This is a genomic window from Pseudomonas sp. SP16.1 (assembly GCF_052682975.1).
Genome location: NZ_JBQYFZ010000001.1, coordinates 4615383 through 4628392 on the forward strand (window position 1 = coordinate 4615383; position 13010 = coordinate 4628392).

A 13010-nucleotide genomic window follows, 5' to 3' on the forward strand; every position below is an offset into this window, starting at 1 on the left:
ATGCCTCTAGCTCGCGAGACCTTGAACAGGTTCCGAGGAGAACTGAATCATGGGCAAGATCGAAACCCCCGATGGCGCCGCCCGCGGCATCCTCAATCTCAGTCGGCGCAGTCTGCTCAAGGGCGCCGGCGGCCTGGCCCTGGGCATCTTCTTCGCGCCGCTGCTGCGCGGGATGGAGGCGTTGGCGGCAGGTGGGCCGCTGGAGCCGAACGCCTTCGTGCGCATCGACCTGGACGGCACGGTGACGGTGCTGGCCAAGCATCTGGAGATGGGCCAGGGCAGTTATACCGGCCTGGCCACCCTGCTCGCCGAGGAGTTGGACGCCGACTGGAACCAGGTGCGCGTCGAGGGCGCGCCGGCCGACGCCAAGCGCTACAACAACCTGGCCTTCGGGGCGATGCAGGGCACCGGCGGCAGCACCGCCATGGCCAACTCCTGGGAGCAGATGCGCAACGCCGGCGCCACCGCCAGGGCCATGCTGGTGGCGGCCGCGGCGCAGCGTTGGGGCGTGCCGGCCAGCGAGATCGGCGTCAGTCAGGGTGTGCTCAGCCACGCCGGTTCGGGTCGTAGCGCCGGCTTCGGCGAGTTGGTCGAGGCCGCTGCGCAACTGCCGGTGCCCGAGCAGGTGCAGCTCAAGGATGCCAAGGACTTCAAGCTGATCGGCAAACGCGATCTGCGGCGCAAGGACAGCCTGGGCAAGACCGACGGCAGCGCCGTGTTCACCCAGGACTTCAAGCTGCCGGGCATGCTGGTGGCCATGGTCGCCTACCCGCCGCGTTTCGGCGGCGTGCCATGGACCGTGGACAGCAGCAAGGCCAGGGCCGTGCGTGACGTGGTCGAGGTGGTGGAGTTCCGCGACCTGCCGCACGGCCGCGCCGGCGTGGCGGTGTTGGCGAAGAACACCTGGGCCGCGCGCCAGGGCCGCGACGCCCTGCTGATCGACTGGGACGAGAGCCAGGCCTTCAGCCTCGGCAGCGCGGAAATCTTCGCCCAGTACCGCGAAGCCGCCGGCCAGCCGGGGCTGCCGGCCACGCGCAAGGGCGATGCCGACGCCGCACTGACCGCGGCGGCGAAAACCCTCGAGGCCGAGTACCAGTTTCCCTACCTGGCGCATGCGGCGATGGAGCCGATGAACTGTCTGGTGAAGCTCTCCGCCGAGCGCTGCGAGATCTGGAACGGCGAGCAGTTCCAGACCGTCGACCAGGCCATCATCGGTGGTTACCTGGGCCTGGCGCCGGAGCAGGTGTCGCTGACCCAGCTGTATGCCGGCGGCAGCTTCGGCCGCCGCGCCAGTTCGGTGTCGGACTATCTGCTGGAGGCGGTGGCCATCGCCAAGGCGGCGCGCGACAAGGGCGTCGAGGCGCCGGTGAAGATGGTCTGGACCCGCGAGGACGACACCCGCGCCGGCTACTACCGACCGCTGTACCTGCACCGCGTACGCATCGGCCTGGATCAGGCCGGCAAGCTGCAGGCCTGGCACAACCGCATCGTCGGTCAGTCGATCATTGCCGGCACCTCGATGGAGCCGTTCCTGGTCAAGGAAGGCATCGACCATACCTCGGTGGAAGGGCTGTCCAACCTGGCCTACAGCGTGCCCAACCTGCAGGTGGAGCTGAGCACGCCGAGCAATATCAGGGTGCCGGTGCTGTGGTGGCGCTCGGTGGGCCATACCCACACCGGTTACGTCGCCGAAACCATGATCGACGAGGCCGCGGTGGCCGCCGGCCAGGACCCCTACGCCTTCCGGCATGCGCTGCTGGACAGCCAGCCGCGTCATCGTGGCGTGCTGGAACTGGCCGCCAAACAGGCCGGCTGGGACCAGCCGCTGGCTGCTGGTGCCGAGGGCGAGAAGCGCGGGCGCGGCATCGCCGTGCACGAGTCGTTCGGCTCCTTCGTCGCCCAGGTCGTCGAGGTGACGGTCAAGGCCGACGGCAGCTACAAGCTCGATCGCGTGGTCTGCGCCGTGGATTGCGGCATCGCCATCAACCCGGACGTTATCCGCGCGCAGATGGAAGGCGGCATCGGCTTCGCCCTGGCGGCCGCTCGCCACGGCGCGATCACGCTGAAGGAGGGGCGCGTCGAGCAGTCGAACTTCCACGACTTCCAGGTGCTGCGGATGAACGAGATGCCCAGGGTCGAGGTGCATATCCTGCCGTCGGCGGAGAACCCGACCGGGGTTGGCGAGCCGGGCGTGCCGCCGCTGGCACCGGCGCTGGCCAATGCGCTGTTCGCCGCCACCGGCGTGCGTCTGCGTAAGCTGCCGTTGCCGGCGCAGATCAAGGCCTGACATCCGATACCGAAAACACAAACGCCCGGGGTAATCCCGGGCGTTTGTGTTTATGGGGCTGGTTTTCCCGGATTGCATCCGGGCTACGGTGGTAGCGCGAATCAAGCGGAAAGCCGCCCATTCGTTCCTACAGGCTGGATCCGTAGGGTGGGGCCGGGCGGCGATCCGCTTTAGCCCACCAACCGTGGTCAGCGTGGGCTAAAGCCCACCCTACGGGTCTTGTAGGCCGCCGATTTCCCGGATTGCATCCGGGCTAGGGTGTTGTGGGGGGCAAGAGTGGGCAGGGTGGACAGCGCCAAGCTTGTCCACCTGTTGATGGCGGTTCAGGACGCTGTCAACCTGGTCGCCGCCTCGATCTCGCTGCAAGCCTGCGGTGTCGGCGCATGAATCGCCGCCTGGCGATGCCTGAGCATGCCACCGCTGCGCCGGTGCAGCGCCGCGCTCATCTCGGCGAGGATGGCGGTGGCCACGCTTTCCGGCGTATCGCCGCCGATGTCCAGGCCGATGGGGTAGTGCAGGCGATCCAGCGCCGGCAGCTCGGCACCCCGCGCGGCAATCTCGCCGAGCAGGCGCTCGCTGCGCTCGCGCGGGCCCAGTTGGCCGATATAGGCGGGATTGCCCTGCAGCACACCGCCGAGCCAGTGGCGGTCCTGGCTGTAGCTGTGGCTCATCACCGCCACCAGCGCGCCGTCGGTCAGATGGTGCAGGGCGTAGGGCGCGGCGGTGTCGACCTGCAGCACCGCATCGGCCTCGACAAAGCGTTCGGCGCGGGCGAAATGGCTGCGGCCGTCGATCACCGTGACGTGCCAGTCCAGCAGCTTGGCCATATGCACCAGCGGCTGCGCATCATGGCCGGCGCCGAAGATCACCAGACGCCGCTGCGGCGGCAGGTATTCGCAGAACACCTCGATCTCGCCGCGCGCATCGCGGTAAGTACGCAGCGAAGAGCGGCCCCGGGCCAGGGTCTCGGCCAGATCGGCGCGCACCCGGGCGTCCAGCGCCGGGTCGAGCAGGCGGCCGCTATCGCTGCCATGCGGGTGCAGCAGCAGGCGCTCGCCGACCCGCACGCGGGCATTGCGGTAGCTGCCGATCACCATAGCCACGGCGCCGGCCTGGCCGCTTGCGCGCACCCGGCGCAGCAACTCGAGCACCGCCAGCGGCTGCTCGGCGCTGTGGCGCTCCAGCAGCACGTGCACGGTGCCGTTGCAGCCGAGGCCGAAGGTCAGCGCGGCGTCCTGATCGTCGTCCTCGCCCTGGGCCTCTGTGCTGTAGCGGCGGATCACTGGCTCGCCGGCGTCAGTCAGCCACCAGGCCTTCTTCGCCACCTCGGATTCCAGGCAGCCGCCGCTGATGGTGCCGACCGTGCCGCCGTAGAGCGGAATCAGCATGCGCGCGCCGGGGCGGCGATAAGCCGAGCCCTCGACCTTGACCACCGTGGCGAGCACGGCCTGGCCGCCGTCGCGCTCGACGGCGGCGATGGCGCCGAGCAGGGCGCTGGTTCCCGACAGCATAGGTTCTCTCCCAGGCAGGTTTGGCGGGGCGCAGCGACGCGCCGCCCAGGCTGCCAATGTCGCGCAGGCCAGTGGAGAAGGGTTAGGCCGATCCTGCCGAATCATTGCCCGATCCTGCGGCGCCGGGCTGAAAGCGCTCGGCCAGCTGGCCGATGGCGGCGCGTTCGCTGCGGATGAAACCGAGAAAGGCCTGGGCCACTGGCGACAGGCGCCGGCCGCGGATATTCACCGCGCACCAGCTGCGGTACAGCGGCAGCTCGGCCACCGCCAGTTCGCGCAACAGGCCGTGGCGCAGCTCCAGATGCACGGCGTGGCGCGGCAGCAGGGCCACGCCGAGGCCGGCGATCACCGCCTCGCGCTGGGCGTCCAGCGAGCCGATCTCCAGGGTCTGGGCAAAGTGCGCGCGCTTCTGGTGGCAGTATTCCTCGCAGGCGCGGCGGGTGCCCGAGCCGCTTTCGCGGATCAGCAGCGGGTAGGCGGTGAGGTCCTGTAGCTGCAGCGCCTCCTGCCTGCACAGCGGATGATCCGGCGGCGCCACCGCGACTATGGGGTTGTTGAGAAACGGCAGGAAGTCCAGCGCCATGTCCTGCGGCACCTGGCTCATGATCAGCAGGTCGTCGCGGCTCAGGCTCAGGCGGCGCACCGCCAGGGCATGGTTGACCACAGTGAGGCTCAGGCTGACTTCGGGGTACTGGCGGCGAAAGGCGGCGAACAGGTGGGGAATGAAGTACTTGGCGCTGGATTCCACGCACAGGTTGAGCTGCCCCTGCAGCGAGCCCTGCAGGTCCGACAGCTGCATGTCCAGGCTCTCCAGTCGACCGAAAATGTCGTTGCCGGCGCGCTTGAGCGCCTCGGCCGCCTCGGTCAGGTAGAGCTTCTTGCCGACATACTCGAACAGCGGTTGGCCGACCAGCTCCTCCAACTGGCGAATCTGCAGGCTCACCGCCGGCTGGGTCAGCGCCATCTCGTCGGCGGCGCGGCTGTAGGAGCCGTGGTCGCACACCGCGCGGAACACCTGAAGCTGGCGCAGGGTCATGCGCAGCAGGGTTTTACGCATGCTTTGGTCCTCGCTGAATCAGTTAATAAGTAATTACTTATGCCTGATCAAATAATTATTGATTTTAGTTAATTCGTACAGCCGGCTAGGGTAACTGGGCGTTCGCCGTATTGGCCGTCGCGCCCCTGACAGCTCTGCGCTGAGGATTCGAACCGTGATCAAGAAAATCCTGATCGCCAACCGTGGTGAAATCGCCGTCCGCATCGTGCGCGCCTGCGCCGAAATGGGCATTCGCTCGGTGGCCATCTATTCCGAGGCCGATCGCCACGCGCTGCACGTCAAGCGCGCCGACGAGGCGCACAGCGTCGGCGACGACCCGCTGGCCGGCTACCTGAACCCGCGCAAGCTGGTCAACCTGGCGGTGGAAACCGGCTGCGACGCCCTCCATCCTGGCTACGGTTTTCTCTCCGAGAACGCCGAGCTGGCGGAGATCTGCGCCGAGCGCGGGGTCAAGTTCATCGGGCCGTCTGCAGAAGTGATTCGCCGCATGGGCGACAAGACCGAGGCGCGGCGCAGCATGATCAAGGCCGGCGTACCGGTGACCCCGGGTACCGAAGGCAACGTCGCCGATCTCGCCGAGGCGCTGCGCGAAGCCGAGCGCATCGGCTACCCGGTGATGCTCAAGGCCACTTCCGGCGGCGGTGGCCGCGGCATTCGCCGCTGCAACTCGCGCGAGGAGCTGGAACAGGCCTATCCGCGGGTGATCTCCGAGGCGACCAAGGCCTTCGGCAGTGCCGAAGTCTTCCTGGAAAAGTGCATCGTCAATCCCAAGCACATCGAGGCGCAGATCCTCGCCGACAGCCATGGCAACGTGGTGCACCTGTACGAGCGCGACTGCTCGATCCAGCGCCGCAACCAGAAGCTGATCGAGATCGCCCCCAGCCCGCAGCTAACCCCCGAGCAGCGCGCCTATATCGGCGACCTGGCGGTGCGCGCGGCGCAGGCGGTGGGCTACGAGAACGCCGGTACCGTGGAGTTCCTGCTCGCCGAAGGCGAGGTGTACTTCATGGAGATGAACACCCGGGTGCAGGTGGAACACACCATCACCGAGGAAATCACCGGCATCGACATCGTTCGCGAGCAAATCCGCATCGCCAGCGGTCAGCAACTGTCGGTCAAGCAGGAAGACATCATCCACCGCGGCTATGCCCTGCAGTTCCGCATCAACGCCGAGGACCCGAAGAACAACTTCCTGCCGTCGTTCGGCAAGATCACCCGCTACTACGCGCCCGGCGGCCCCGGCGTGCGCACCGACACGGCGATCTACACCGGCTACACCATTCCTCCTTATTACGACTCGATGTGCCTGAAGCTGATCGTCTGGGCGTTGACCTGGGAAGAGGCGATGGACCGCGGCCTGCGTGCGCTGGACGACATGCGCGTGCAGGGCGTGCGCACCACCGCGCCCTACTACCAGGAAATCCTGCGCAATCCGGAGTTCCGCAGCGCCGAGTTCAATACCAGCTTCGTCGAGAGCCATTCCGAACTGACCCAGTACTCGATCAAGCGCAACCCGTCGCACCTGGCCATCGCCATCGCCACCGCCATCGCTGCCCACGCCGGCCTGTAGGGGACCCCATGAGCAAGAAGATTTCGATCACCGATACCATCCTGCGCGACGCCCACCAGTCGCTGCTGGCCACCCGCATGCGCACCGAGGACATGCTGCCGATCTGCGACAAGCTCGACCAGGTCGGCTACTGGTCGCTGGAGGTCTGGGGCGGCGCCACCTTCGACGCCTGCGTGCGCTTTCTCAAGGAAGACCCCTGGGAGCGCCTGCGCAAACTCAAGGCCGCGCTGCCTAACACCCGTCTGCAGATGCTCCTGCGCGGGCAGAACCTGCTCGGCTACCGTCACTACAGCGACGACGTGGTGCGCGCCTTCGTCGCCAAGGCGGCGGTCAACGGCATCGACGTGTTCCGCATCTTCGATGCGATGAACGACGTGCGTAACCTGCGCGTGGCCATCGAGGCGGTGAAGGCCGCCGGCAAGCACGCCCAGGGCACCATCGCCTATACCACCAGCCCGGTGCACACCATCGACGCCTTCGTCGCCCAGGCCAAGACCATGGCGGCCATGGGCGTGGATTCCATCGCCATCAAGGACATGGCTGGCCTGCTCACACCGTACGCCACCGGTGATCTGGTCAAGGCGCTGAAGGACGCCCTGCCGCTGGAAGTGGTGGTGCACTCCCATGACACCGCCGGCGTGGCCAGCATGTGTCAGCTCAAGGCCATCGAGAACGGCGCCGACCGTATCGACACCGCGATCTCCAGCCTGGCCTGGGGCACCAGCCACCCGGGTACCGAGTCGATGGTCGCGGCGCTGCGCGGCACCCCCTACGACACCGGCCTGGACCTGGAGCTGATCCAGGAGATCGGCATGTACTTCCACGCCGTGCGCAAGAAGTACCACCAGTTCGAAAGCGAGTTCACCGGCGTCGACACCCGTGTGCAGGTCAACCAGGTGCCGGGCGGGATGATCTCCAACCTGGCCAACCAGCTCAAGGAGCAGGGCGCGCTGAACCGCATGGGCGAGGTGCTGGAGGAGATCCCGCGGGTGCGTGCCGACCTCGGCTACCCGCCGCTGGTCACCCCGACCTCGCAGATCGTCGGCACCCAGGCCTTCTTCAACGTGCTGGCCGGCGAGCGCTACAAGACCATCACCAACGAGGTGAAGCTGTACCTGCAGGGGCGCTACGGCAAGGCGCCGGGCGCGATCAACGAGCAGCTGCGGCGCCAGGCGATCGGCAACGAGGAAGTCATCGACGTCCGTCCGGCCGACCTGCTCAAGCCCGAACTGGACCGCCTGCGTAGCGAAGTCGGCGCGTTGGCCAAGTCCGAAGAGGACGTGCTGACCTATGCCATGTTCCCCGACATCGGCCGCAAGTTCCTCGAGGAACGCGCCGCCGGCGCCCTCAAGCCCGAGGCCCTGCTGCCACTGCCGCAGGCCGGCGGCGCGGCGCCGGTGGGCGGCGAGGGCGTACCCACCGAGTTCGTGGTCGACGTGCATGGCGAGAGCTACCGCGTAGATATCACCGGCGTCGGCGTCAAGGGCGACGGCAAGCGCCACTTCTACCTGTCCATCGACGGCATGCCGGAAGAAGTGGTGTTCGAGCCGCTCAACGACTTCGTCGCAGGCAGTGGCGGCAAGCGCAAGCAGGCCAGCGCGCCGGGCGACGTGTCCACCACCATGCCGGGCAATATCGTCGACGTGCTGGTCAAGGTCGGCGACGCGGTCAAGGCCGGCCAGGCTGTGCTGATCACCGAGGCGATGAAGATGGAGACCGAGGTGCAGGCGCCGATCGCCGGCACGGTCAAGGCGGTGCACGTGGCCAAGGGCGACCGGGTCAATCCGGGCGACGTGCTGGTGGAAATCGAAGGTTAACCTCATGGAGCCCGGCCTGTTGAATGGGCAAGTTTGATGGGATCGTCCGGGCTCCTTTTTTATTTCGGCGCGGCGGCGTGCGCAGGTCGTCCCGGGGGCCGCAAGGCTCCCGCTGACCGCGCGCGTGCCGGTGTGCCTGCGCTTTCCGGCCATGTCCCGGCGCGTCGCCCGGTGGCGAGGCAACGCAGGGCGATCAGCACCGCCCTGTGCCGGGGCATGGCCCTTTCCTTTGGGCCGCGTCCCGATTGCCTGTGGCAATGGCCAACAGGCCAGAGCAAGGTGCCAGCAGGAGCCAGCTCACGGCGAGCGCCGGGACGCCGGACTGCGGCACGCTGGCTGCCAGCAAGCGCTGCGGCCGCGTGCAACACAAAACAGGCATAGAGCCTTCCCTTGCTACGGAGGTGAGTTCAAGTGGGGCTGGACCCGGTGGTGCTGTTCTTCGTCTTCGGTCTGGTCGCCGGCCTGCTCAAGAGCGAGCTGAAGCTGCCGGCGGCGCTGTACGAGACGCTGTCGATCATCCTCCTGCTGGCCATCGGCCTGCACGGCGGGGTGGAGCTGGCCGAGCAGGCCAGCCTGCAGCTGCTCGGCCAGTCGGCGCTGGTGCTGGCGCTCGGCGTGCTGCTGCCGATCCTCGCCTTCGCCTTGCTGCGCGGCCTGCGCTTCGACCGCATCAACGCCGCGGCGGTGGCCGCGCACTACGGCTCGGTCAGCGCTGGTACCTTCGCCGTGGTGGTGGCCTATCTGCTGGCCAAGGGTGTCGCGTTCGAGAGCTATATGCCGCTGTTCGTGGCGATCCTCGAGATTCCCGCGATCCTGGTCGGTATCGTCCTGGCCAAGGGCATCTCGCGCGAGACCCACTGGGGCGAGCTGGGCCGCGAGATCTTCCTCGGCAAGAGCATCATGCTGCTGCTCGGTGGCCTGGTGATCGGCGCCATCGCCGGCAAGGAGGCGATCAAGCCGCTGGAGCCGCTGTACACCAGCATGTTCAAGCCAGTGCTGGCGTTCTTCCTCCTGGAGATGGGCCTGATCGCCTCCGGCCAGCTCGGTGCGCTGAAGCAGTTCGGCCTGCGCCTGGCCGCCTTCGCCCTGCTGATGCCGCTGCTCGGCGCGCTGATCGGCGCCCTGCTGGCGCGCTTCATGGGCTTGAGCCTGGGCGGCACGGCGATGCTCGCCACCCTGGCCGCCTCGGCCTCCTATATCGCCGTGCCGGCGGCCATGCGCCTGGCGCTGCCGGAGGCCAACCCTTCGCTGTCGCTGACCGCCTCGCTGGGCATCAGCTTTCCCTTCAACATCCTGATCGGCATCCCGCTGTACCTGGCGCTGGCCGAGCGACTGATCGCCTGGGGGTTCTGAGATGAACGCACACAGCCGCACCCTGCTTACCGTGATCTGCGAGGCCGCGCTGGAGAAAAGGCTGCTGGCCGACCTGGAGGCGCTCGGCGCTCCCGGCTGGACCCTCTCCGACGCCCGCGGCCGCGGGCACCGTGGCGTGCGCAGCGCCGGCTGGGACACCGAGGGCAATATCCGCCTGGAGGTCATCTGCCACCGCGAGCTGGCCGAGCGTATCGCCGAACACCTGCAGGCGCGCTACTACGACGATTTCGCCATGGTCTGCTACCTGGCGCAGGTGGAGGTGTTGCGCGGGGAGAAGTTCTAGGCCAGGAGCGTGCGGCTGAAGCCCCTCCCACGGGCGCGATACGGAGCTTCGTGGGGGGGCAGCGACCGGCGGTCAGCCCTGCGGATAGCGCGCGCGCGGCGTGGCCATCGGCACCTTGTCGCCATCGAGCGGCAGGAAGCCGCCCAACTCGGCGTCGTAGGCCTTGATCTGGCTGGTTTCGATGTCATAGACCCAGCCGTGGATGAACAGCTGGCCGCGCGCCAGCTTGGCGGCGACCGACGGGTGAGTGCGCAGGTGGTCGAGCTGGGCCACCACGTTCTCTTCGGTGAGCACGGCCAGGGCTTCCTGATCGTTGCCGCAGTTGCAGTTCTCCGCCACCACCGTGCGCGCCACCTCGGCATGGCGCAGCCAGGCCTTGACCGTGGGCATGCTTTCCAGCGACTGCGGATTGAGCACCGCCTTCATCGCACCGCAGTCGGAGTGGCCGCAGATTACGATGTGCTGCACGCCCAGGGCCATCACCGCGTATTCGATGGCGGTGGACACGCCGCCCATCATCTGCCCGTAGGCCGGCACCACGTTGCCGACGTTGCGGTTGACGAACAGGTCGCCCGGCGAGCTCTGGGTGATCAGTTCCGGCACCACCCGCGAGTCGGCGCAGGTGATGAACATGGCGCGCGGATTCTGCGCGGTGGCCAGCTTCTTGAACAGCTCCTGCTGCTGCGGGAAGACCTCGTGACGAAAGCGCTTGAAGCCGTCCACGATGCTGTGCAGGGCTTCTTCGGCGGTTTCACTGCCTGTGCGTCCCTGCAACGGGATCGCCTGGTGCTTGTATGGCATATCGCTGACCTCTGTGAGCCTGAAAAAAACGCTGCTAAGCCGACAGCTGCTGCGCCGGGCGAGTCACATGCCAAGTGTCGCTTCGGCCAGGCGGCGAGACAACCCGCAGTACCCGCAATCGATGGCCAATGCCAAGGGTGCAGGCCTGCTGCCGCGTCATTCAGAGCAAGCGCAATTGCGCACCGGGTGGGCAGAACCTCGAACAGTCCAGTTCCAGGCTCTCGCGGCGATCCAGGCCCAGCCTGCGCCGCGCCAGGCGAAAGCGCTGGGCCAGCAGGTCGGCGAACTGGCCTTCGCCACGCATGCGGGTGCCGAAGCGGCTGTCGTAGTTCCGGCCGCCACGGCTCTGGCGGATCAGGCTCATCACGTGCTCGGCGCGCTCGGGGAAATGCACCTGCAACCATTCCTCGAACAAATCGGCGATCTCCAGCGGCAGACGCAGCAGCACATAGCCGGCCGAGCGGGCGCCGGCCTCGCAGGCGGCCTCGAGCAGGCGCTCGAGCTCCATGTCGTTGATCATCGGAATCATCGGCGCGCACAGCACGCTGACTGGTACGCCGGCCTCGTGCAGCGTGCGCATGGCGCGCAGGCGGGCGGCGGGTGCGGCGGTGCGCGGTTCCATGATGCGTTTCAGCTCGTCATCGAGGGTGGTCAGGCTGAACGCCACGCTGACCAGGCGCTGGCTGGCCAGCTCGGTGAGCAGATCGAGGTCGCGCAGGATCAGCGAACTCTTGGTGATGATGTGCAGCGGGTGCTTGTAGCGCAGCAGAATCTCCAGGGCCTGGCGGGTCAGGCGCTGCTCGCGCTCGATCGGCTGGTAGGCGTCGGTGTTGATGCCCAGGGCGATGGGTTGCGGCACGTAGCCGCGCTTCTGCAGTTGCTCCTCCAGACGATCGGCCAGGTTGGTCTTGGCGATCAGCCGGGTCTCGAAGTCGATGCCCGGCGACAGGTCCCAGTAGGCATGGCTGGGCCGGGCGAAGCAGTAGATGCAGCCGTGCTCGCAGCCGCGATAGGGATTCACCGAGCGGTCGAAGCCGACGTCCGGCGAGTCGTTGCGGGTGATCGCGGTTTTCGCCAGCTCCTGGCGCACCTCGGTGACATGGCTGGTTGGGGTTTGCTCCTGGTACCAGCCGTCGTCCTCGGCCACCGAACGGCTCGGGGCATAGCGATTGTGCGGATTGCTGGCGGTGCCGCGGCCACGCGGCGGCAGGTTGGCGGACATGCTCGGGCTCCTAAATGTGCTGTTTATAAATACAGTAATCTGGTGTCCGGGCAAGTGCCGCGTGTCGCCGCGCTACGCGGCGGCGGTTTCCTGCCGCTGTTCCTCGCGCCCGGCATAACGCTGCGCCAGCACCGCGCAGACCATCAGCTGGATCTGGTGAAACAGCATCAGGGGCAGGATCAGCAGGCCGATGCTGCCACCGGCGAACAGCACCTGGGCCATGGGCACGCCGGTGGCCAGGCTCTTCTTCGAGCCGCAGAAGATGATGGTGATGCGGTCCTCCAGGCTGAAGCCCAGCCATTTGCCGAACAGATGCGTGAGCAGCAGCGCCAGCGCCAGGAACACGCAGCAGGCCAGCACCAGAGCCAGCAGGGTGGACAGCGGCACCTGCTGCCACAGGCCACCGATCACTGCGGCGCTGAAGGCGGTGTAGACCACCAGGAGGATCGAGCTCTGGTCGACGTACCTGAGCCAGCTCTTGTTGCGGTTCACCCAGGCGCCGATCCAGCGCTGGGCGATCTGCCCGGCGACGAACGGCAGCAGCAGCTGCAGACTGATCTTGCCGATGGCATCGAGGGTCGAGCCGCCTGCGCCCTGTACGCCCATCAGCAGCGCCACCAGCAGCGGGGTGAGGAAGATGCCGAGCAGGCTGGACGCCGCCGCGCTGCAGATCGCCGCCGGGACATTGCCGCGCGCCAGCGAGGTGAAGGCGATGGCCGACTGCACGGTGGCCGGCAGGGCGCACAGATAGAGCATGCCCAGGTACAGCTCCTTGCCGACCAGCGGGGCCAGCAGCGGCTGGAGCGCCAGGCCGAGCAGGGGAAACAGCAGGAAGGTACAGGCGAATACCAGCAGATGCAGGCGCCAGTGGCCGGCGCCGGCGAGGATGGCCTGGCGCGACAGCTTGGCGCCGTGCAGGAAGAACAGCAGGGCGATGGCCAGGTTGGTGATCCACTCGAAGACCACGGCGACCTGGCCGCCAGCGGGCAGGACGGTGGCGACCAGCACCACGGCGAGCAGAGTCTGGGTGAAGGCATCGGGCAGAAAGCGGCGCAGGGACATGGCGAATCTCGGGCTTGCGATACGGG

The 13010-nt window shown here is 67.5% G+C and carries 10 protein-coding genes; 5 read left to right on the plus strand and 5 right to left on the minus strand.

Translation table 11 applies throughout. The features are described from left to right. The first annotated feature begins 49 nt into the window (after positions 1 to 49). Positions 50 to 2287: a xanthine dehydrogenase family protein molybdopterin-binding subunit gene (locus ACUTAF_RS21735; protein WP_445581912.1), complete on the plus strand. Its 2238-nt coding sequence runs from the start codon at positions 50 to 52 to the stop codon at positions 2285 to 2287. 323 nt (positions 2288 to 2610) lie between these two features. Here the strand turns inward: ACUTAF_RS21735 and ACUTAF_RS21740 are convergent, their stop codons facing one another. Beyond that, the gene (locus tag ACUTAF_RS21740; RefSeq protein ID WP_445581913.1) at positions 2611 to 3798 is read right to left on the minus strand and encodes an XdhC family protein; all 1188 of its coding nucleotides are present in this window, start codon (positions 3796 to 3798) and stop codon (positions 2611 to 2613) included. 82 nt (positions 3799 to 3880) lie between these two features. Next, positions 3881 to 4855, minus strand: coding sequence for a LysR family transcriptional regulator (locus ACUTAF_RS21745; protein ID WP_445581914.1), 975 nt, complete (start codon positions 4853 to 4855; stop codon positions 3881 to 3883). Between the two features lie 154 nt (positions 4856 to 5009). On the opposite strand from ACUTAF_RS21745, the gene ACUTAF_RS21750 reads away from it, so the two are divergent. The 4 genes from ACUTAF_RS21750 (at position 5010) to ACUTAF_RS21765 (ending at position 9899) form a co-directional block, all read left to right on the plus strand. After that, the gene (locus ACUTAF_RS21750) at positions 5010 to 6425 is read left to right on the plus strand and encodes an acetyl-CoA carboxylase biotin carboxylase subunit (RefSeq protein WP_445581915.1); all 1416 of its coding nucleotides are present in this window, start codon (positions 5010 to 5012) and stop codon (positions 6423 to 6425) included. A gap of 8 nt (positions 6426 to 6433) precedes the next feature. Next, entirely contained in the window at positions 6434 to 8242 is a 1809-nt protein-coding gene (gene oadA, locus ACUTAF_RS21755; RefSeq protein WP_445581916.1) for a sodium-extruding oxaloacetate decarboxylase subunit alpha, read from the plus strand. A 411-nt stretch (positions 8243 to 8653) separates the two neighbouring features. After that, a complete protein-coding gene (locus tag ACUTAF_RS21760) occupies positions 8654 to 9595 on the plus strand; it encodes a sodium-dependent bicarbonate transport family permease (RefSeq protein WP_445581917.1) in 942 nt (313 codons plus the stop codon). 1 nt (position 9596) lies between these two features. Further along, the gene (locus tag ACUTAF_RS21765; RefSeq protein ID WP_445581918.1) at positions 9597 to 9899 is read left to right on the plus strand and encodes a P-II family nitrogen regulator; all 303 of its coding nucleotides are present in this window, start codon (positions 9597 to 9599) and stop codon (positions 9897 to 9899) included. A 72-nt stretch (positions 9900 to 9971) separates the two neighbouring features. Here the strand turns inward: ACUTAF_RS21765 and ACUTAF_RS21770 are convergent, their stop codons facing one another. From ACUTAF_RS21770 to ACUTAF_RS21780, 3 genes are all read right to left on the minus strand, one after another. After that, a complete protein-coding gene (locus ACUTAF_RS21770) occupies positions 9972 to 10700 on the minus strand; it encodes a carbonic anhydrase (RefSeq protein ID WP_445581919.1) in 729 nt (242 codons plus the stop codon). 160 nt (positions 10701 to 10860) lie between these two features. Next, positions 10861 to 11922: a PA0069 family radical SAM protein gene (locus ACUTAF_RS21775; protein ID WP_445581920.1), complete on the minus strand. Its 1062-nt coding sequence runs from the start codon at positions 11920 to 11922 to the stop codon at positions 10861 to 10863. Positions 11923 to 11994: 72 nt separating this feature from the next. Beyond that, positions 11995 to 12984 carry a bile acid:sodium symporter family protein gene (locus tag ACUTAF_RS21780; protein WP_445581921.1) on the minus strand — a complete coding sequence of 330 codons (990 nt, stop codon included), beginning with the start codon at positions 12982 to 12984 and terminating at the stop codon, positions 11995 to 11997. Positions 12985 to 13010 lie beyond the last annotated feature (26 nt).